Raw genomic sequence first — 20,512 nt, 5'->3', positions numbered from 1 at the left:
CTACCACCGCCGGAGGCGCCAACCCCGCCTGGGCCGTTTGACGCCCATCGAGTTCGAGACCATCATGAACACGACCGCCGCACTGGCGGCGTGACTACAACATGTCACCTACTCGTGCAGCAGACCCTTCTCTTGATCGTGACTCTGGCTTCCAGCGCGACTTTCAGCTCCCGTTTCACCCCGAGATATACCTACGTTCCCGTCGCTCCGAGCGCACCGTCAACGACGAATCTTGGGGGCCTCAGCTTTGCGGATGGCAATGATCTCGATCCGAACGAGGTGCAAAGGTTCTCAGAGACTTTCGCGGAGAAGAGCGATTGGGTGCTCTCTGAACCATACGACGGCGAAGAATGGAAATACCTTGACTCCAAGGGGCTGTGTACGGTGACGTTCCATTGGGCCAACTTCAATGATCACGTTGAGGTGAGAGACGGTGACGACCGGGCGACAACCGAGAGCTACACGGCCGCGTCCTTGGGCTGGGATTCCTCTGCAGTTCAGGGGCGACTATCGCAGATCGAACTTGCCTACGCCTATCCCAATTCAGGAGCATATGCAGATTTCCTCGTCATCTCGGGATCTGACGGAGACGGTGTCAACTGGGTGCAGGCCAGCCGAGCGTTTGGCGTGAGCGGTATTGGCATGTATGTGGATGTCACGTGCACGTCGGGCGGAGACGTTGATGCAGCGTTCACTGAGGTGCTGGAATCGACAGCAATTACTAGTTCCTAGCGTGACGCATTCTCGGAGGTGCTCGACACGACGGAGTCTCACGGCCCGGTGATGGATTGAATCGCGAATGGCAGGTGACCGGGTGAGTGTGCTCCGATCTCGGGAAGTCGCGCCCCCTAGGCTCACCATATGATTCAGTCCGGGATGGCCACTTTCTCCGTGCAGTCGGCCGAAACCAGCCCGGAGCAGATCACGACGGTGCTTGGCGTTGAGCCCACCAGGGTGGACCTGATGGGCACGAAGACCCGCTCAGGCAGGGTGCGTCAGGTCAACCAATGGATGGTCCATGTTGACGAATTGGCGAACAGCGCCGCCGATCAAACGGGAACCGGTGCACTGCGACAGCTCCTCGTGTTGCTTCGCCCCGCAGCTGGAAAAGTCCACCAGCTCCCCAAGGACTGCTGCGCCAGGATTTGGTGGTCGGCGTATTCGGACTCGACTCAGGGCGGATTTGTTCTGCTGGCAGACATCTCCAAAGCGATCGCCGATCTTGGGGTTGATATGTTCGCGACCGCGTATCTCGACGAGGGTAACGACACGCGTTCTGAGCACACCTAGACCCTGACGCAACGTCCCATGGAGCATCCGGCAGACGCATGGCTGGAATGTGAATGGTTAGTTGATGGACGAAAAGATTCCCCTGCAGAGGACAACTGTGAATACAACTACGGCCATCTATGTGGCTTTTCTCGTACCGATGGGTATAGCCATCGTCGCGTTCCTCGAGGTGCGGCGCCGGTCCAGAGTCGGAAAGCTGCCAGCAGGACGGCAGCCGCTTCTGGTCAGCCAGCAAGACTTGCCTCCGGATGATCTCGATGAGTTGCTGGCAAACATTTCTATGTCCGCGGCAGAGTACGACGGATGGTTCAAGGATCGACAAACCGTTGAGGGTGCCCTCGAGGGGTTCGCAGAAACGGTCGGTGTATGGGTGACGGAGGGGCTGGCTGGCTCCCAAGACGTCGTCGACGCCGCCACGGAGTGCATTGCCCAGGGCCTCGAGACCCCCAGCCTGCTCATGCTCGCAAGCTTGTACCGCGGCGAATCTTGGTGGACAGTGAGGCCCCTTGTCGAGGGCAGTCTGGCCGAGCTCGGCCTGCCGGTTCTCGAGTCGCCCACCTATTGGCAGATGCGCGCTGTGAAGCTGATGTGTCGCGAGTACCTCATGAACGAAATCACAGCACGACAGCTCACTAGGTGGGCCTACACCTGCATCAGCTACGCGGGACTTGCTGAGGCTCAAGACCTCGTTGCCTTAGACGACTGGTTCGATGACAGCAATCACGTCGACGAGGCAGAACTCCGCACCCGCAGTTTCGCGACCCTGTGGCTGCGACACACATCGGCTCAGGCGTAGTCGTCGTCGAGTCATGAACCTGTTCGAGGAAGACCGATTGGCCGTTTGCATAGAACCAGATATGCGTGTCCCTTGATGAACCGATAGTCAAGGTCGTCTCTGCGGCAGGATTCCACTACGCTCTCCCGTATCCGGGGGCGGCGGGTGACGCGACTCCCTTTCTACGGGAGGACTCCGATGCACGAGCACGACGCACCATCGCCCTGGAAGAGCTTCTGGGAGCGAGGCGGATGGTGGAAGGCCCTCCTTCTTGTGCTGCTCTACTACGGCGTCTACCAGCTCGGCGGCGTGCTCCTCAATCTCATCTTCGGGCCCGCCAAGATCGAGCCCGGCGGCGCCCTGGGCATCTTCGTCGGTGTCGGGCTTCCGATTCTGCTCGGTTGCGTTCTTCTCGTGGTTCTCGCATGGTCGGTCGGATGGCTGAAAGAGCTCTTCGGTCACCAGGCCATCCGCGGCCGCGGCTGGATGTGGGTTGCCGTCGCCGTCGTGCTGATCACGAATGTTCTGCGTTTCGTCGCCCTCGACTACGAGAGCGCAGGGGCGGCGCTGATTCTCTCGTGGATGCTGACCGGTCTTTTCGTCGGGTTCGCCGAAGAGGTGCTCACCCGCGGATTCGTTGTGCAGCTCATGCGCAAGGCGGGCCACCCGGAGATCGCGGTCGCCCTTGTGTCGGCCGCGCTGTTTGCGATGCTGCACGCGGGAAACTTTTTCAACGGCCAGGGTGCGCTGACGACGATCGTGCAGGTCGGCTACACGTTCTTCTTCGGTCTCCTGATGTACCTGGCCTACCGGGTGACCGGCCGCCTGATCGTGCCGATCCTTCTGCACGCCAGCACCGACCCGAGCATCTTCCTGCTCACCACGCATCCGGCGGCGGGCAGCCTCGCTCCGATCGCTGGTCTCGGCAACATCATTGTGATCTTGGTGGGCTTGGTGCTGATGCTCGTGCTCATCATCAACGGCGGCAAGGACCGGGCCATCCCTCGCATGGCAGCGAACTGAGACATCCTCGCAAATACCGCTAAAGTCGGAAGAGTCGTCCGATCACGATTCCCAGGGGGGAACTGTGCCCGCTCTTTCTCGTCGCCAGTTCATCGCGGCCGTCACTGCGGTCGCGGCCGCCCACTCGGTGTCTGCCGACCTGCTGGGCGCGGCGCAGGCGGGCGGCGCATCCGGAGTGTCTGGCGGCGCAGCCAGCTCTGCCGTCGCCGCGGCCGTCGAACGCGCACCCAGCACCCTCGAGCAGACCATTCTTCAGGGAGCCGTGCAGAAGGGCTCATACCGAACTCTCGTCGCAGGCCCGGGTGAGCCCTACATTCCGCGACTCGACGTACTCGGTAGGGCTGCTTCTCCAGAGCGCGTCGCCGCGAGGCGCTCCCTGCTCTATCTCGGCCATCTCTCTGACATGCACGTCATCGATGCGCAGTCGCCCGGCCGCATCGAGCCGATGATCGTGCAGAATCACGCCGCTTGGGGTTCCGCCTTCCACCCGCAGGATCCGCTGAGTCCGCACGTCATCGCATCCATGGTGAAGTCGATGTCCGACCTGCGGCTGAGTCCTCTCACCGGTGCCCCGATGAGTGCCGCCATCGTCACGGGCGACAGCGCCGACATGCACTCGATGCGAGAACTGCGCTGGTACATCGATCTGCTCGACGGGCTCGAGGTCGATCCGAAGACGAGCAAGACCTTCGAGGGCGTGCAGGCCTGGGCCGAGGCGGTGTGGGCCTACCGGCCGGGCGACCCTTCCGGCGGATCGTTCGGCGACTATGGCTTTCCCACGCTGCCGGCCCTGCTCGACCAATCGATCGCCCAGCCCGTGCCATCCGTGGGTCTGCCCGCACCCTGGTACACCGTCTACGGCAATCACGAGACCCTGCTGCTCGGCACGTTCGGACTCGACTCCCAGCTGCGCTCGCTGGCGGTCGGCGGGCAGAAGTCCTACTCGCTCGAGGCCACCGCATCGCTCGCCCTCGGCGGCTACGCATCGAGCACGAGTCCCCTGCAGCAGGGCGTCGACGCGCTCGGTCTGGCGCTCGGGCTGCGACCGGGGTTTCGCTCCGTGCCTGCGGATGCAGGCCGCGCGCTCTTCGACCAGGCCGCCTTCATGGCAGAGCACTTCGAGACGCAGCCGGCTCCCGGCCCGGTCGGCCACGGCTTCACCGAGCATAACCTCACCTCGGGCGAGAGCTGGTGGAAAGCCGACCTCACCCCGTGGGTGCGCGCGTTCGGGCTCGACACCTGCAATCAGGTGGCAGGGCCGGATGGCGCGGTTCCCGAGTCGCAATTCGTCTGGCTGCGCGGCGAGCTCGAGAAGGCGGCCGCGGAGAACAAGCTCGTGCTGGTGTTCAGCCACCACAACAGCGTCACGCTCGAGAACCGGGCGCAGAGGCCCGGGCAAACCGAGAAGCTCTACGGCGCCGAGGAGTTCGTGGCGATGCTGCTCGAGTTCCGCGTGGTGGTCGGCTGGCTCAACGGGCACACTCACCTCAACCAGATCCTCGCGCACAAGGGCAGCACCGGGTCCGGATTCTGGGAGGTGACGACTGCATCATGCATCGATTTTCCGCAGCAGCAGCAGATGGTCGAACTCGTCGACAACCGAGACGGCACTCTCTCGCTGTTCACCACGGTCGTCGACCATGCGGCGCATGCGACGCCCGGTTCCGGAGGCGACTATCTGTCGCTCGCCTCCCGCAGTCGCGAGTTGGCATCGAATGACTGGGCAGAGACGCCGTTGATGCGAAGGGGATCTGCCCTCGATCGCAACACGGAGCTGCTGCTGCGAGCTCCGTTCGATCTCAGCAGCATCAGCGATGCGGCGCTCGAGAGTCAGCACCTCGTCGAACGGGCGAGACTTCTGCAGCACGAGCAGGGTCTGTCGTGAACGGGCGCATGTTCGGTGGCGCTGCGATGGTCGGCGTGGCGCTTGCGGTGCTGCTGGCGCTCAGCGGATGCTCTCAGGTCGCGGCGCTCGCACCCGTGGGAGGCAACGCGGTTGCGCAGGTGCGGTACGGGGCTATCGACGTGCTGCTGCGCGAAAACGTCGACATCCTCGAGGCGCCGACCTGCCAGGCCGGTAGCGGAACGGCGGTCACGTGCACCGGCAGCACAACGGATGGCGAGGCCATCGAGGTGGTGTCGAGCACGGCCGCCGATGCCGTGCTCGAGGTAACCGTCGGCGGCACTGAGTTGTTCTCGGGCCCACTCGCCGACGTGATCGATGAGGCGGCGCGCGGATGATCACTCCCGTGAGGCTCTCCGCTGCCCGGCGTGCGGCAGCGCTCGCCGTCATCGTTCTCGTGAACGCTGTCGTTCAGGCGCTCCTCGTTGCGATTGCGCCCCCGTTGCCGCTCAGCACGGGAGCGCTGATTCTTAGCGCGGTCTCCGCAGTGGCTCTCGCCGCGGCGGTCGTCGCCTGCTGGTGGATCGTCGCGCCGGCCGACACGAAGCTGCGCGCGATGACCGGCCTCGTGATCGTGACGGGCGTTGCTGCCGCCGTGACGGCGATCCTGTTCGCCCCGGTCGTTCCCCTCGTGGTGGGTCTCGGATGCGCCGTGATCGCAGGCAACGGCCCGCGCGGTGCGCTCGCGATCGTTCGACGGGAGACGCTGCGGTGGGCTCTGCTCACCGTGGCCACGATGCTCGCCGTGCTGCTCGGCTGGGCCGCGGCCCTCCTGACGGGGCTGTTTATAACGGGACCCGTCGCATCCGCCCTCACCTGGCTGATCGCCGGCCTTCTGGCAGCCCTGGTGATCTATTCCTGGGTTCGTCTCGCTCGGCGAGCCCGCTGACGGGCATCCATTGGTCGAATATCGACCTAAATTCGCGCGAATAGGTCGATTCGTGACAGACGGCGAGCCTCGGTGAGCTGCCACTGGTCGCATATCGACGCAAAACGGCGCGGATGGGTCGATCTTTGATACATGGATGCGCGCTACTCCGGCGAGCTCGCCGAGCTTCATCTGATCGCCGGCATCCCGGCAGGGTCAGCGGCCGACGAATCCCAGATGCTGCTCGTTGTAGCGGTCGCCCTGCACGCCGATCCGCGCGGCGATGCCGTTGAGAGCTGCGATGTCGTCTGCCGAGAGCACAGCCTTGGTCGACGCGGCATTCTCGATGACGCGTTCGATTCGTCGTGTTCCGGGGATGGGCGTGATCCACGGCTTCTGGGCGAGCAGCCAGGCGAGCGCGATCTGGCCGGGCGTCGCGCCTCTGTCGGCGGCGAGCTTGACCACGTGGTCGACGAGTGCCTGGTTCGCTGCGCGGTTCTCCGCCTCGAATCGCGGAATCGTGCCGCGCACATCGCCATCGGAGAAGGATGCGCTGGTGTCGATCGTTCCGGTGAAGAAGCCCTTGCCGAGCGGGCTGAAGGGCACGAAGCCGATGCCGAGTTCATCGAGCACCGGCAGCACCTCGGGTTCGGGATCCCTGGTCCACAGCGAGTATTCGCTCTGAACGGCGGTGACAGGAAAGACGGCGTGCGCCCGCCGGATGGTCGAGGCAGACGGCTCCGAGAGCCCGAAGTGCCGCACTTTGCCGGCCTTCACCAGCTCGCCGACAGCGCCGGCGACGTCTTCGATGGGAACGTCGGGGTCGACCCGGTGCTGGTAGAAGAGGTCGATCACATCGGTGCGGAGGCGGCGAAGCGACGCCTCGGCGACTGAGCGAATCTGCTCGGGGCGGCTGTCGAGTCCCTCGGATCTGCCGTTCTGGATGTTCCATCCGAACTTGGTCGCGATCACCACGTGGTCGCGCACCGGCTCCAGGGCCTCGCCCACCAGTTCCTCATTGGCGTACGGGCCGTACACCTCTGCCGTATCGAAGAAGGTGATCTGCTGGTCGACGGCGCCACGCAGAACGCCGATCATGTCTTCGCGGCTACCGGGGTTGGGTCCGTAGCTCTGGGACATGCCCATGCATCCCAGGCCGATTGCCGACACCGTGAGTCCTTGGCCGAGGGTGCGTGTGTGCATCGATCTCCCGCTTTCTCTCTGGGCTGTGCAACTATTCTCACTCCCGCTATTCCCGCGAACAACCAGTCTCGGACGAGGTGTTGGTCACAAGAGGCTTCCAAGTGCGGCACCGGTCAGTGCGGCGGCGATGGTGAGGCCGAGCATTCCGAGGCTGTTGGCCAGGGCAGACAGGTATCGGCGTTGCTGGATGAGTCGTACGCTTTCGAAGCTGGCGGTGCTGAAGGTGGTGTAGCCGCCGAGGAGCCCGGTTCCGATGATCAGCCGCCATGCATCCGGCAGGATGTCGCGGAGCGCGATCTCGGTGACGAACCCGAGCAGCAGCGCTCCGGTGACGTTGATGATCATCGTCCCGATCGGGAACGTGGTTCGAGTGTGCGCCTTGATCGTGCCGTCGACGATCAGGCGGAGGACGGATCCGATTCCGCCGGCAGCGGAGAGAGCGAGGAACAGAAGCGGTGTCACCGGTCACCTCCCGCTGCAGCGAGCTGGCGGCGATGATGACCGGCGGCCAGACCTATCCCGGTCAGTGTCGCGACCGCACCAACGACTACCGTGACGACGGCGTACACCGCGCCGGCCCACAGCTGCCCTCCGACAAGGAGGAATCCGGTATCGGTGGCGAGCGCGCTGTAAGTGGTGAACCCGCCGGCGAACCCCGTGCCGAGCAGCAGCCGCAGCGTCCGGCGGCGCGCTTCGTCAGGGCCCCTTCGGGCGAGGGACTCCAAGAGGGCGCCCAGGAACAGAGCGCCGGCGATGTTGATCAGGAAGATCGCCACCGGGATGCCGGCCAGGGGCGGGATTGCAAGGCTGATGGCCTCGCGCGCTGCAGTGCCCATGGTGCCGCCGGCGGCGACGAGGCCGATGTATCGCCATTGCAGATGGATGGGCTGCGCCGGGCCCGACACGGGAGCGTCGGAGACGTATGTATCGGGGTCTATCGGAAGCATGGCTTCCGGGTCTGCGCGCCGGGCGCGGTTGGGGGTGTGATGGTCGGCGTAGTCATCCATAGGGTCTCCTATCTCAAAGGGCGCACAAAAGTGCCGAGATAGGGACTGTTGTCGACTCAGAAGTCGAGGTTGGTTACGGTGAGCCCCACCGCCGCAGCATCCCGAAAGACGCTATCCAGATCATAGCCCTGACCCGATCAGGGCGCCACGATGACCCGCGAGGTCGAGTCGGTGACGGATTCCCACGATGTGCAGGGCGGGGCGGGTCTAGTCTTGCCTGGGCTCACTACTCCTGTCGGTGAGTTGCGGAGGTCATGATGGTACTGAGCATTCCCAGCCCCGATCCGGCGTGGGCGCAATTCCACCTCGGTCCCCTGACTGTGCATATCTACGCGTTATGCATTCTGACTGGCATCATCGCCGCAATGGTGATGACGCAGCGCCGGCTCTCGCGCCGGGGTGCGGAGTCGGGCGTGGTGCTCGACATCATCATGTGGGCAGTGCCCTTGGGCATCGTCGGTGCCCGTTTTTATCACGTATTCACCCACGTCGGAGACTACTTCTACCCCGGGGCGAATCTGTGGGATGTATTCGCCATCTGGGACGGAGGCAACGCTCTCTATGGGTCCCTGCTCGGAGGCGCGGTCGGTGCCTACATCGGCTGCAGGCGTGCCGGAATCCGGTTCTGGTCCTTCGCAGACGCTCTCGCCCCGGCAATGCTTGTCGCACAGGCCATCGGCCGGCTCGGAAACTATTTCAACCACGAACTCTTCGGCCTCCCCACCACGCTTCCGTGGGGGCTTCAGATCGAAGCCAGCAACCCCAAATTCCCTGCCAACCTCCCCGACGGCACCTTGTTTCACCCCCTGTTTTTGTACGAGATCATCTGGAATCTCGCGGGAGTGGTAATCCTTCTGCTGCTCGAGCGGCGCTTCCACTTGCAATGGGGAAAGCTGTTCGCCCTCTACCTCGTCTGGTACGGACTCGGACGAAGCTGGCTCGAGGCCATCAGGATCGATCCCACCAGCGACGGATTCCTTAGCATTCCCGACAATGTGTGGGCATCGTTCGCCGCCGTCGCCCTCGGAGTGATCCTTTTCATCGTCCACACCCGACGCCACACCGGTGCGGAACCCTCAATCTTCCGCGATGGGCGCACACCGCCCAACGCCACAACACCCGATACGGCGGAAGACCCGGGCTCCGAGCTGGCCCACGCCTCCACACGACCCGACCGGGGCGAGTCGGACTAAGGCCGTCCAACCAGGTCGGCAGCTCGCGCGGATAGGTCGACTCGTGACACATGGCGCGCCTCGATGACCTGCCGCTGGTCGCATATCGACGCAAAACGGCGCGGGTGGGTCGATTCGCGACACATGGGTGCGCGCTATGCCGGCGGACTCACTGATCTTCATCATGTGTGCAACGTCGGCAGATCGCCTCAGGGGAGGATCAACTCACGGGGTAGGGATCGTGTCGCGAGCATGCTTTCGCCGTGCGTCGAGACGCTCGCGTGCCAGGAGTGCCGTCGAACTCTCGGTGTCGCCGACTGAGATCGAGCTGCGTTCGACCACAGGCATCTCGATCAGCCGTTCGCCCGGTGCCGCCTCAGAGAGCAGGAGTTGCACTGCCTGATGGCCCATGGCCTCGTGAGGCAACCCGATCGTCGTGAGCCCCGGGCGGAGGTAGGCGGCTAGTTCGTCATTGTCGAATGAGACGATCGAGATGTCACGTCCCACGGTCAGCCCGCGCTCCTGGCAGGCCTGGTAGGCGCCGAAAGCAAGTCGGTCGTTCATACACAGCAGTGAGGTCACATCGGGCCGCCGGTCGAGTAGCTCTGCAGTGAGGCGGTAGCCGTTCTCGGGCTCCCACTCCCAGCAGGACTCCTCGGTGAGCAGGCTCAACCCGAGTGCCTTGACCTCCGAACGAAGGCCGTGCACGCGTCGGGCCACAGTAGCCGAGCGAAAGAGATCGTCTTCGACTTCGTCGTTCTGACCGATCAATGCGATGCCTTCCGTGTGCCCTGCGGCTGCAAGCAGATCAACAGCGCTTCTGCCTCCGGATTCCTCGTCGGGAAGCACGGAGAGGCCGAACTGGGGGCTGGTCGCGTTCAGCATGACGACTCGGGTGGATTCGGGGAGGGAGGGCATAACGAGCTCTCGTGCGCGCATGGTCGCGAAGACGATGCCGTCGACTTGGCGATCGAGTACCGCTCCCACGGCCTCGTCCTGGCGAGCCGGGTCTCCGCCTGTCTCGAGAACGAGCATCACATGCCCGGCTTTTTCGGCCTCTTCGAGAGCGCCTCGGATGAGCCCGCTCGCGAATCGGGTCGTGGCCACGACATCCGATATGAAGCCGATCGTGAGGGAGCGATCAGTGCGGAGCGCTCGGGCGCCCATGTTGGGGCGGTACCCGAGCTGCGCGACGGCGTCGTGCACCCTCCGGTGCGCATCGGCCGAGAACCGGGTGTCGGGTTTTCCGTTGAGAATCAACGAGGCTGTGGTGGGCGAGGTGCCCGCCAGGCGCGCGACGTCGGCGAGTGTTGCTCTTTTCGAAGCCACAGCGCCCTCCTTCGGCTCAAGCGTAACTGCACGTAGAACTGGTCTGCTCGAAGGTCTTGACACTCGCAGACGATTGAGTAACGATAATGCCCAATGTAGGTAAATGCTTTTACCATATTGATCGATTGCATCACATTACGCCTGACCATGACGAAGGAGTCAACAGAATGAGAACACGCTTGCGTGCCGGCCGCACGCTGATGGTTACCGCCGCAGCCGCGACCGTTCTAGTCGCCGTTGCGGGATGTGCGCCGGGCAGCAGCCCGGTCGCGACCGCGCCGAGCGGCGACGTCAGCACAGACGCCCCGACCGGCGACATCACGATCAAGATCCAAGACGAGACGGGTTTCCCCGTGACCTCGGATCTCTCCGATGAGTTCACGAAGCAGTATCCGAATGTGAAGTTCGACATCGTGCGCGACAGCTTCCAGAATCTGCTCGCCAACACGCCTCGTCTGCTCGCCAGCGCCGACGCGCCCGACCTGATTCGACAGTCGACGCTCGGAACGACGGTGAAGGACGGACTGCTGACGAACCTCGATCCGTACTTCGACGCCTACGGATGGGACAAGTTCTCGGCGGGTCAGCTCGCCGGAGGCCGAATCACCGACGACGGTGTTCGCGGAGAGGGATCCCTCTACCAGTTCGGCATCGGGTTCAGCGTCACGGGCATCTACATGAACAAGACGATCGCGAGCCAGGTCGGCATCACCGAGGCACCCGCAACGCTCGACGAACTCGAGTCAGACCTCAAGAAGGCAAAGGACGCGGGGGTTCTGCCTATCCAGACCGGTATGCAGGATGGCGTCGGAACCTTCGTGCTGCAGGCCTTGATCAACCAGTACGGCGACAAGCAGGATCTGATCGACTGGATGTACAACAAGCCCGGTGCGACGATCGAAACGGATGCCGCGCTCAAGGGTTCGACGAAGTTCCAGGATTGGGCGAAGGCCGGATACCTGCCGACGGACGTCAATGCCATCAACTACACGACCATGGTCTCGAACTTCACCTCGGGTCAGGGTTTGTTCATGTGGGACGGCAACTGGGATGCCAAGAATGTCGAAACGGGTCTGGGTGCGGGGAACGCGGAGTTCTTCCTGATGCCTCCCGCCGAGGCAGGCAGTAAGCACGTCGCCATGGGCGCGGGAAATACGTTCACCATTCCCGCCAAGTCGAAGAACGCGGATGCTACGGCCTTCTTCCTCAACTGGATCGTCACCAACGACAAGGCGCGCCAGATCGTCGTCGACGTCACGGGCTCCTCGCCGGGAGGCGACCCGACGCAGGCGCTGCCCACCGTTGAGAAGGGCAGCCTTGTCGAGCAGGCGCTCAACAACTCGGCTACCGTCGCCACAGACGACGGGTTCGTCGACTTCATGGCCAACTCCACCGCGGGCATCTACCAGGGCTCTCTCCAGCCCAACGAGCAGTTGCTGCTGACCGACAAGATGACGCCAGAGGACTTCTTGAAGGCCACGCAGGAGTTCTACGAGAAGGATCTCGCCGCAAAGTGAGCGCCGTGAAGCAAGACGCCTCGGTCGGGGCAGGGGTCATCACCTCTGCCCCGGCTGGGCCGGCCGCCGCCGGGCCTCAGCGGCGTCGCAGCCGGTTCGCTCGCCGCACCGCCTACATCGGGTGGCTGATGGTGCTGCCCGCCCTCGCCGCCTATGTCGCCTTCGTCGTCTACCCCTTGCTCACCGCTGTGCAGTACTCGTTCTACGACTGGAACGGCATCGGCGCGTCGACCTGGGTCGGAATCGACAACTACATCTCGATATTCACGGATCCCACCCTTCTGACCCCGATCTTCAACGCGATCATTCTCATCTTCTTCTTCACGGTCATTCCGGTGGTCGTTGGGCTCGTGCTTGCCAACCTGCTGCGCACGATGCGGCAGGGCCCCTTCGCCACGGCATCCCGCACGATTCTCTTTCTGCCTCAGATCGTGCCGCTCGTCGCCGCCGGCATCGCGTGGTCATGGATGTATGCGCAGGCCGGAACGATCAACTCGTTCCTCAATTCGGTGGGACTCGGCTTCATCACCCGATCCTGGCTCGCCGACTTCTCCACGGCCCTGCCTGCGGTGGGGCTCATCGGATCATGGGTCCTCACCGGACTTTGCACTGTGCTGCTTCTCACCGGTATGGGCAAGATCGACGGGTCGCTCTACGAGGCAGTGCGTCTGGATGGCGCGGGCTGGTTGCGCGAGTTCGTCACGATCACCCTTCCCGGGCTTCGGCAGGAGATCGCCGTTCTGACGACCATCACGGTCATCGCCGCGCTCGGCACCTTCGACATCATCTACACCACGACGAAGGGCGGTCCAGGAACGTCGACTCTCGTTCCCGGAATTGCGATTTTCAGGCTTGCCTTCGTGCAGAGCCAGGTGGGTCTGGCTTCGGCATTCGGCGTGGTCCTCCTGATCTTCGTGCTCATCGTCGTTCTGCCCATTCAGCGCCTCTCGAGGGAGCGTGACTCATGATCGTCAACCGCACCGAAGTCGTCGTCGGCCGGATCCTCTTGATCGTCGTCGTCGTGCTGACGCTTCTGCCGTTCGCCAGCATGCTGACCGCCGCACTGCAATCTCCCGATCGCATTCCGAACGGATTCTCCTGGCCGAGCGATCCGCACTGGGAGAACTTCGTCACTGCCTTCCAACTCGGCAACATCGGCACGCTTATGTTGTCGAGCACCTTCATCGTGGTCATCGTCGTGCCGGTCGCTCTTCTGTTCTCGACCCTGGCCGGCTACGCGCTAGGCAACCTGCGCATTCCGGGCGGGCGCGCTGTTCTCGTCGGCATGGTGGTCGGGCTGACCATCCCCTTCGAGGCGATCATCATCCCCCTCTACTACCAGTTCACGTCGTACGGACTCATCAACACCCAGTGGGCCGTGATCATCCCGTTGATCGGGCTGTACATGCCGTTCAGCGTGTTCTGGATGCGCGCCCACTTCATCGGAGTGCCTCGCGAACTCTCGGAGGCGGCTCGGGTCGACGGTGCGAACATCTGGCAGGAGTTCCGACAGATTCAGCTGCCGTTGGCGTCACCCGCTCTGTCAGCACTCGGAATCCTGCTGTTCCTCTGGACGTGGAACCAGTTCCTTCTGCCGCTCGTTATGGTCGACGACCCGAGCAAGCGCACGATGGCCGGTGCCCTGGGCGCCTTCCAGGGGCAGTACATCGACGCGCTGCCTCTGCTGTTCGCGGCGTCGCTCATCGTCATGCTTCCGACGGTGATCGTCTACCTCATATTCCAGCGACAGTTCATCAAGGCCCTCCTTCAGGGCGCAGTGAAGGGGTAACCATGGCCTTCTCTCTTCCCGATTTCTGGGTCTGGGATTTCTGGACCGCCATCGATGGGCCGACGGTGCACCTTTACTACCTTCGCGCCCCTGTATCTCTCGTCGATCCTCATCTGCGGCACCGAAACGCCTCAGTCGGCCACGCGACATCCCTCGACTATGTGAACTGGACCGATCACGGTGTCGTGCTCGAACATGGCGAGCCGGGCGCGGCTGACGAGACTGCAACATGGACAGGGAGCGTCTATCGCGATCCCTCCGGTCTCTGGCGGATGTACTACACCGGCTCTCGGTATCTGCGAGCGGGAGAAGACACGAATATCGAGACGGTCCTCATGGCCACCTCGAACGATCTGCACGAGTGGGTGAAGGCATCCGGGGTGCAGTTGAGCGCGTCGCACCCGTGGTACGAAACGCTGGCAGATTACACGTGGAGGGAAGAAGCCTGGCGTGACCCCTGGGTGGTTCCCGACGCAGCGGGGGATCAGTGGCACATGCTCATCACGGCACGATCGCGGGAGATTCCGACCGGGGATGACCCTGCCGACCGGGGCGTGATCGGGCACGCCATTTCGCGAGACCTCGACTCATGGACTGCGGCCGCGCCCATCAGTGCACCCGGCGCCGGATTCGCTCATCTCGAGGTGCCGCAACTCGTTCTTGTCGACGGCAAGAAGGCTCTCATTTTCTCCTGCGACTCGTCACATCTGGTCGGCAAGCGGGCAGGTGGCGCCGGAGGCGTGTGGGCGCTTGCCCTCGGTGATGCCGATCCGTTCTCAGGCGGGCTTGTGAACCTCGACGATGCGCAACTCATCGTCGGCGACGAACTCTACGCAGGACGGGTCGTGGAGACTCCCGCAGGACCGGCTCTTCTCGGCTTCGAGAACGTCGGGCAGAACGGTGAATTCGTCGGGCGCCTGTCTGACCCTCTGCCCCTTCGTTGGTCCGACGATGGACGCCTGGTCGCATTCACAAGAGAAAGAGTTCGATGACAGACCCTCTCCTCGCTATCGAGGGCTTTGCAGCCGACGGTTTCTCCGCGGTACGCGACGCCTTCGAGGCAGCGATCGCCACTGACACTGAAACCGGGGCTGCGCTCTCTATCTGGCGTCACGGAGAGCTCGTCGTCGACCTGGCCGGAGGTATCGCGAACGCGCGCTCCGGGCAGGCGTTCGGATTGGGCACGCCCAGCGTGATCTTCTCGAGCACGAAAGGGCTCGCATCCATTCTGGTCGCCCGCCTCGTGCAAGACGGGCTCCTCGACTATGACGCACCCGTCGCCGACTATTGGCCCGAATATGGTGCGGCCGGAAAATCGAACACCAGCGTCGGGGACGCGCTATCGCACCGGGCCGGGCTGTCGGCGCCGCGACACGACTGGACGCCCGACGACCTGATCGACTGGAATCGTGCAACGACCCTCCTGGCCGATCAGGAGCCTCTGTTCGACCCCGGAACGGCCTGGGCCTACCACGCGATCACTCACGGGTGGCTGACTGGCGAGCTCGTTCGCCGCGTCACCGGGCTTCTGCCGGGGGAGTACTTCGAGCGTCTGATCTCAAGCCCGTTGGCGGTCGATGCCTGGATCGGTCTGCCCGCCGAGCGGCGCGGGCAGGTGGCGAACATGGTCGTCGGCGACACGCTCGCTACACACGTCGCTGCGCAGCAGAGCGACGTTCGGGCAGGCGCTTCGGTGTGGCCGGTGCGTGCTCTGACCCTCGGAGGTGCGCTGCCGCTGGCCCTGGTTGGGCCCAACGAGGGCTTCAATCGCTCAGACGTGCAAGCGGCTCAGATACCCGGGGCGGGAGGCATCAGCAGTGCCCATGCTCTAGCGAAGATCTGGTCGGCGGTCGTCACCGAAACCGACGGTGTGCGCTTACTCAGCGACGAGACAATCAATCGCGCGAGCCGCGTGCAATCAGAAGGCGCTCCGTTCTTCGATAGTCCGGCTCCGTGGCCCCGTTGGGGTATGGGTTTTCAACTCGACTCGGAAGCGAGGCGATACCTGGGCGAGTCGAGCCTCGGCCACGACGGCGCCGGAGGCCAAGTTGCGTTCGCTGACCTGGATGAGCGCATCGGTTTTGCTTTTGTCACGAACCGGATGGAAGCCGTCGATGCGCGTGGTACCGACATCGTCTCGGCTCTCAAGAAAGCCATTTCGTAGTCTGTATCGATTCTCGGCGAGGAGGCGCGACGAGCGCTGCGCGATACTCTGGACATCCACTCCCGCTGAAAGCTGAGCGGTCTGACGCCCCCACCCCAAGGAGACGCCCATGTCGGTCGGCCTGCTCGCCGTCGTCGATGACATTCTGACCGCCGCCCTCAAGGCGAGCGCAAAGACCGCCGGAGTCGTGATCGATGACGCCGCCGTCACTCCGCAATACGTTCAGGGTCTGACGCCCGCTCGCGAGCTGCCGGTCGTCTGGAAGATCGCACTGGGAAGCCTCGTCAACAAGTTCGTCATCATCATTCCGATTGCGCTGCTTCTCACGGCGTTCGCGCCCTGGGTGCTGCCGTTCCTGCTCATCATCGGTGGCACGTACCTGTGCTTCGAGGGGGCTGAGAAGGTCACCGAGTGGTTCGGCGTGCACCACGGAGAGGGCGACGAAGAGCAGAAGACCGAGAAGAACCTCGTCTTCGGTGCGATCCGCACCGACCTCATCCTGAGCACCGAGATCATGCTTATCGCACTCGACAGCCTCGACCCCGACTTCGGCATCTGGCTCACTCTTGGCGCGCTCATCGTGATCGGCCTGGGCATGACCCTGCTGGTCTACGGAGCGGTCGCCCTGCTGGTGAAGATCGACGACATCGGGCTGCGTTTTATGAAGAGCGCGTCTCGGGGTGTGCGCCGCTTCGGAGCCCGCATCGTTGCCGCGATGCCCGCGGTCTTTCGGGTCATCAGCATCGTCGGCACCGTCGCCATGCTGTGGGTCGGAGGCCACCTGGTGATAGCGAATATGGCCGAAACGTTCTGGCACGGACCGTACGACCTGGTGCACGTGATCACGCACGCCGTCGAGGCCGCGGGCCCCGTTGTGGTCTGGCTCGCCGACACCGCGGCGTCGCTTGTGTTCGGGCTGGTGCTCGGCATGATCATCGTCGCTATCCTCATGGCAATCTCGCGCCTGCGGAACCGCAACCAGCCGGCATCCGCCGCCCACTGATGACGCGGCTCATCCGACGATCAAGCGAACGAGTCGTTAGTGCTGCCACAGCGTGAGCTTCTGCGGGTTCATCGCGATCCAGACGTCGGCGATGTGAGGGGCGCCCGACTCGCTCTGCCGCACGTGAAGGTTGAGCACTCCTGCGACGGCGTCACCGGTGCCAGGCCCGAAACGCAGCGCGATACCGTCGCCCGTGAGCTCGGCTGCGACCACCGTGTCGGGCTCCTTCTCCATGATCCCGAGCAGAAAACGCGCCACGTTGAGCGCCCCGCGCACGGGCTTGCGGGCCGCCGAGACGAATCCGCCGCCGTCTGAGCGCAGCTCGACCGCCGGATCGAGCACGGCGGTGAGGGCCGCTAAGTCGCCACCTCGGCAGGCCGCGACAAAAGCCTGCACGACCTCGTCGTGCACGGCAGTCGATACCCGACCCGCCCGGCGCTCGCGTACGTGGCGCCGAGCCGATGTCGCCAACTGGCGGCACGCATCCGGTGTTCGACCGACGATGTCGGCGATCTCGCCGAACGGCACCGCGAACACGTCGTGCAGCACGAACACCACGCGTTCGGCCGGACTCAGCGACTCGAGCACGACGAGCAGGGCGGTGCTCACCGACTCGTCGAGCTCGACGCGGCCGATTGGGTCGGTGAGTACTTCGCGTGGCTCTCCGAAGAGCTCCGACACGCGGCCCTGCGGCACCGGCTCGGGCAGCCATTCACCGACGTACTGCTCGCGCCGCACGCGGGCGCTGCCCAGTTCGTCGAGACAGATCCGGCTCGTCACGCGGGTCAGCCAGGCCGCAGGCGAATGGATGCGCTGACGCTCGTCGTCGCCCTGCTTGTGCCAGCGAAGATACGCTTCCTGCACCGCGTCTTCTGCGTCGGCGAACGTGCCGAGCATACGAAAAGCCATGCCGAGCAGGCGGGGGCGCTCGCGTTGCACCTCATCGGCCTGGGCGAGTGTCATGCACATCAGTATGCCGCGACCTCACATTCGTGAGGGCTGCGTCGTCATAGGGGTGCGACGGCGACAATTCGACCCGTCGCACCAACCGAAAGGAACACCGTTCGATGAGAATCGCCATAGCCGGAGCCACAGGAGCGGTCGGTGCACACGTCGTCGACGTCGCCCGCCGACGAGGCCACGATGTCGTCGCTTTGAGTCGCTCCCAGGGGGTCGACCTGCTCGACGCGTCAGCCGTCGCCCGGGCCCTCGTCGGCGCAGAAGCGGTGATCGATGTCTCGAGCATCGCGACGACCTCGGGAGCGGCCTCGACGGCGTTCTTCGAGACATCCACTGCAAATCTTCTGGGCGGTGGCGCGGCCGCAGGCGTCGCGCACCACGTAGCGCTGTCGATCGTTAACGCCGACAGGGCGCCGTCCGGGTACTACGCCGGCAAGGTGCGGCAGGAGCGCCTCGTGAGCGAGGGCCCCGTTCCCTGGTCGATTCTGCGCGCCACGCAATTCCATGAGTTCGCGGGGCAGATCTACGATCGCGGACGTATCGGTCCACTTCATGCTGTGCCCATCATGCGCACCCAAACTGTGGCCGCCGCCGAGGTCGCCGAGCGGCTCGTCGAGTTGGCCGAATCGGATGCGCGGGGCCGGGCACGCGATCTCGCCGGCCCCCGCGAAGAGCGGCTCATCGACCTCGTGCGATCGTATGCGTCGGCGGAGGGGCTACGTGGACCGATCGTCTCGGTTCCGCTGCCGGGAGAGATGGGTGCGGCCATGCGCAGCGGCGCCCTGCTGCCGGGGCCTGAAGCCGAGCTCAGCACGCAGACCTTCGATGAGTGGCTGCGCGCTCGATAGACCGTTCGCTTTTGTGGCCGGGTTCTGCGCAGGGCGTATGCTCACGAACATGTCTGACACAACGGATGTGATCGGTGGCGCTGATGCCCCGATCGCGCTCACCACGGCGCCCGGTTCCTCTTCGTATTCGATGCACCGAGAGGGGGAGACCCTGATCTGCACGGTCGGTTCGACGAAGCTCTCCTACCAGCTGCGTGCGGTCGACGACCTGCATCGCTGGCTTCTGGAGCAGGGCGACTGGGTGCCTCTCGGCGGCGCCGACGAGAACAAGCCTGCAGCCCCTGGAAGCGTCGAGGCTTTCGGTCGCGACGAGTCCAACCCCGTCGGGGGCTGGTACGGGTTGCGACGCGGATATCGTGGCCGCTTCGGGGTCTATCTGCCGCCTCTGCTCGAGCACCTCGGCCTCGTCGAACTCGAACACGGGGCCCGCAACAATCGCGTGCGCGCTGTGGACGACGCAAGCTGACCCGAACGAACCTGGTGGCGGCCTCGTTGCCGCCTTCTTGCCTTTTGCGCAAGAGTTCATGCGATAGAGCAAATGCACGCTTAGCGTGGAACTCATGAATCACACGCATCCATCCTTGGCCTCCGCCTACAGCACCGAATCAGCAGATGACGCCGTCGATGTCGTCGTCGTCGGGGGCGGTGCAGCCGGTCTTGCCGCGGCGATCGCGCTCGCCCGCTCTCGCCGCAGCGTCGTCGTGGTCGATGCGGGGCAGCCGCGCAATGCTCCGGCCGACGGGGCGCACAACGTGCTCGGCCACGAGGGCATCCCGCCTCTCGAACTGCTCGCTCGCGGTCGAGCCGAGGCCGAAGCCTACGGCGTGCGCATTCTGAACGGTCTGGTGACCGGCGCATCCGGTGCCGTCGATGACTTCACGCTTGAGCTCGACGGCGGGGCGAGCCATCTCAAGGCCCGTCGCGTCGTTCTCGCGACCGGGCTTGTCGACGATCTGCCCGACATTCCGGGAGTACGCGAGGCGTGGGGTCGCAGCGTTCTGCACTGCCCGTTCTGCCACGGGTGGGAGGTGCGCGACCAGCGCATCGCCGTGATCGGACGCAACCAGAACGCGATGCACCAGGTGCTGCTGTTCAGCCAGCTCAGCGACGACGTCACCCTGTTTCTGCACGATGCGCCCGAGCCCAGCGACGAGCAGTGGGAGCAGCTCGCCGCGCTCGGCGTGAGCGTCGTCACGCCGCGAGTTCGGCGGCTCGTCGTCGACGGCTCGCAGGTGCGCGCGGTCGAGGTGGATGGCGGCCGCTCGTTCGAGGTGGACGCGGTCGTCGTCGCGCCCCGGTTCGTCGCGCGCACCGAGCTGTACGAGGCTCTCGGCGGCGAGCGTACGCTCACACCGTTCGGCGAGCAGATCGACGGGGATGCGCGTGGTGCGACGGCCGTGCCCGGCGTCTTCGTCGCGGGGAACACGGGCCAGCCCATGGCGATGGTCGCTGCTGCGGCAGCATCGGGAGTGATGGCCGGAGCAGCTGCGCACGGCGACCTCGCGGCCGCAGACCTAGCCCGGGCCGTCGAGAAGAGGGCGCAACCGTTCTCCGCCGCTATGGAGGCGAAGGCCACCGAGGCGGTTCTCGGCGATCGGCGGCACGGGATCTGAACTCAGCGCGCGGTGAGATGTCGCGGGTGGTGACTTCCTTCTAGTGGA

22 protein-coding genes are annotated in these 20,512 nt (G+C 64.4%); 17 read left to right on the top strand and 5 right to left on the bottom strand.

Annotation, left to right across the window (positions count from 1 at the left end; genetic code table 11):
* The first annotated feature begins 114 nt into the window (after positions 1-114).
* From TZ00_RS17840 to TZ00_RS17810, 7 genes are all read left to right on the top strand, one after another.
* On the top strand, positions 115-732 hold the full coding sequence (locus TZ00_RS17840; RefSeq protein WP_152631259.1) for a hypothetical protein: 618 nt from the start codon (positions 115-117) through the stop codon (positions 730-732).
* Between the two features lie 129 nt (positions 733-861).
* Positions 862-1,290, top strand: a complete 429-nt coding sequence (locus tag TZ00_RS17835) for a DUF4279 domain-containing protein (RefSeq protein WP_044443755.1) — start codon at positions 862-864, stop codon at positions 1,288-1,290.
* A gap of 97 nt (positions 1,291-1,387) precedes the next feature.
* Positions 1,388-2,086 (top strand): hypothetical protein, encoded by a 699-nt coding sequence (locus TZ00_RS17830; protein WP_152631258.1) that lies wholly within the window; start codon positions 1,388-1,390, stop codon positions 2,084-2,086.
* A 177-nt stretch (positions 2,087-2,263) separates the two neighbouring features.
* Positions 2,264-3,088 (top strand): CPBP family intramembrane glutamic endopeptidase, encoded by an 825-nt coding sequence (locus tag TZ00_RS17825; protein ID WP_044443753.1) that lies wholly within the window; start codon positions 2,264-2,266, stop codon positions 3,086-3,088.
* A gap of 64 nt (positions 3,089-3,152) precedes the next feature.
* Positions 3,153-4,973: a TIGR03767 family metallophosphoesterase gene (locus TZ00_RS17820; RefSeq protein ID WP_044443752.1), complete on the top strand. Its 1,821-nt coding sequence runs from the start codon at positions 3,153-3,155 to the stop codon at positions 4,971-4,973.
* Positions 4,970-5,329 carry a hypothetical protein gene (locus TZ00_RS17815; RefSeq protein ID WP_044443751.1) on the top strand — a complete coding sequence of 120 codons (360 nt, stop codon included), beginning with the start codon at positions 4,970-4,972 and terminating at the stop codon, positions 5,327-5,329. The genes TZ00_RS17820 and TZ00_RS17815 overlap by 4 nt, the downstream gene beginning before the upstream one ends.
* The gene (locus TZ00_RS17810) at positions 5,326-5,880 is read left to right on the top strand and encodes a hypothetical protein (protein WP_044443750.1); all 555 of its coding nucleotides are present in this window, start codon (positions 5,326-5,328) and stop codon (positions 5,878-5,880) included. Before TZ00_RS17815 ends, TZ00_RS17810 begins: the two co-directional genes overlap by 4 nt.
* Before the next feature lie 195 nt (positions 5,881-6,075).
* On the opposite strand, the gene TZ00_RS17805 is transcribed toward TZ00_RS17810, so the two are convergent.
* From TZ00_RS17805 to TZ00_RS17795, 3 genes are all read right to left on the bottom strand, one after another.
* On the bottom strand, positions 6,076-7,062 hold the full coding sequence (locus TZ00_RS17805; RefSeq protein ID WP_044443749.1) for an aldo/keto reductase: 987 nt from the start codon (positions 7,060-7,062) through the stop codon (positions 6,076-6,078).
* Between the two features lie 84 nt (positions 7,063-7,146).
* Entirely contained in the window at positions 7,147-7,524 is a 378-nt protein-coding gene (gene crcB, locus TZ00_RS17800; protein WP_044443748.1) for a fluoride efflux transporter CrcB, read from the bottom strand.
* Entirely contained in the window at positions 7,521-8,069 is a 549-nt protein-coding gene (locus tag TZ00_RS17795; protein WP_338010804.1) for a fluoride efflux transporter FluC, read from the bottom strand. Before TZ00_RS17795 ends, crcB begins: the two co-directional genes overlap by 4 nt.
* A gap of 257 nt (positions 8,070-8,326) precedes the next feature.
* Between TZ00_RS17795 and lgt the strand changes: the two genes are divergently transcribed.
* Positions 8,327-9,262: a prolipoprotein diacylglyceryl transferase gene (gene lgt, locus TZ00_RS17790; RefSeq protein WP_052521687.1), complete on the top strand. Its 936-nt coding sequence runs from the start codon at positions 8,327-8,329 to the stop codon at positions 9,260-9,262.
* Between the two features lie 204 nt (positions 9,263-9,466).
* On the opposite strand, the gene TZ00_RS17785 is transcribed toward lgt, so the two are convergent.
* Positions 9,467-10,570: a LacI family DNA-binding transcriptional regulator gene (locus tag TZ00_RS17785; RefSeq protein ID WP_044443746.1), complete on the bottom strand. Its 1,104-nt coding sequence runs from the start codon at positions 10,568-10,570 to the stop codon at positions 9,467-9,469.
* A gap of 167 nt (positions 10,571-10,737) precedes the next feature.
* Here TZ00_RS17785 and TZ00_RS17780 point away from each other — a divergent pair, with 167 nt between their 5' ends.
* The 6 genes from TZ00_RS17780 to TZ00_RS17755 all read left to right on the top strand — a co-directional run bounded on the left by TZ00_RS17780 (position 10,738) and on the right by TZ00_RS17755 (position 17,043).
* Positions 10,738-12,087 carry an ABC transporter substrate-binding protein gene (locus TZ00_RS17780; protein ID WP_078714311.1) on the top strand — a complete coding sequence of 450 codons (1,350 nt, stop codon included), beginning with the start codon at positions 10,738-10,740 and terminating at the stop codon, positions 12,085-12,087.
* On the top strand, positions 12,084-13,055 hold the full coding sequence (locus TZ00_RS17775; protein ID WP_338010803.1) for a carbohydrate ABC transporter permease: 972 nt from the start codon (positions 12,084-12,086) through the stop codon (positions 13,053-13,055). The genes TZ00_RS17780 and TZ00_RS17775 overlap by 4 nt, the downstream gene beginning before the upstream one ends.
* A complete protein-coding gene (locus TZ00_RS17770) occupies positions 13,052-13,876 on the top strand; it encodes a carbohydrate ABC transporter permease (protein WP_044443745.1) in 825 nt (274 codons plus the stop codon). Before TZ00_RS17775 ends, TZ00_RS17770 begins: the two co-directional genes overlap by 4 nt.
* A 2-nt stretch (positions 13,877-13,878) precedes the next feature.
* A complete protein-coding gene (locus tag TZ00_RS17765; protein ID WP_044443744.1) occupies positions 13,879-14,868 on the top strand; it encodes a glycoside hydrolase family protein in 990 nt (329 codons plus the stop codon).
* Entirely contained in the window at positions 14,865-16,040 is a 1,176-nt protein-coding gene (locus TZ00_RS17760) for a serine hydrolase domain-containing protein (protein WP_044443743.1), read from the top strand. Before TZ00_RS17765 ends, TZ00_RS17760 begins: the two co-directional genes overlap by 4 nt.
* A 109-nt stretch (positions 16,041-16,149) precedes the next feature.
* A complete protein-coding gene (locus TZ00_RS17755; protein ID WP_044443742.1) occupies positions 16,150-17,043 on the top strand; it encodes a DUF808 domain-containing protein in 894 nt (297 codons plus the stop codon).
* A gap of 36 nt (positions 17,044-17,079) precedes the next feature.
* Here TZ00_RS17755 and sigJ read toward each other — a convergent pair whose 3' ends face one another.
* On the bottom strand, positions 17,080-18,006 hold the full coding sequence (gene sigJ / locus TZ00_RS17750) for an RNA polymerase sigma factor SigJ (RefSeq protein ID WP_044443741.1): 927 nt from the start codon (positions 18,004-18,006) through the stop codon (positions 17,080-17,082).
* 104 nt (positions 18,007-18,110) lie between these two features.
* On the opposite strand from sigJ, the gene TZ00_RS17745 reads away from it, so the two are divergent.
* The 3 genes from TZ00_RS17745 (at position 18,111) to TZ00_RS17735 (ending at position 20,464) form a co-directional block, all read left to right on the top strand.
* The gene (locus TZ00_RS17745) at positions 18,111-18,851 is read left to right on the top strand and encodes an SDR family oxidoreductase (protein WP_044443740.1); all 741 of its coding nucleotides are present in this window, start codon (positions 18,111-18,113) and stop codon (positions 18,849-18,851) included.
* 49 nt (positions 18,852-18,900) lie between these two features.
* A complete protein-coding gene (locus TZ00_RS17740; protein WP_044443787.1) occupies positions 18,901-19,317 on the top strand; it encodes a DUF6855 family protein in 417 nt (138 codons plus the stop codon).
* Between the two features lie 94 nt (positions 19,318-19,411).
* Positions 19,412-20,464, top strand: a complete 1,053-nt coding sequence (locus tag TZ00_RS17735; protein ID WP_084606283.1) for an NAD(P)/FAD-dependent oxidoreductase — start codon at positions 19,412-19,414, stop codon at positions 20,462-20,464.
* Positions 20,465-20,512 lie beyond the last annotated feature (48 nt).

It is taken from the genome of Agreia bicolorata (assembly GCF_000938265.1).
Classification (GTDB): domain Bacteria; phylum Actinomycetota; class Actinomycetes; order Actinomycetales; family Microbacteriaceae; genus Agreia; species Agreia bicolorata.
This window is presented reverse-complemented; position numbering and strand designations above follow the sequence as displayed.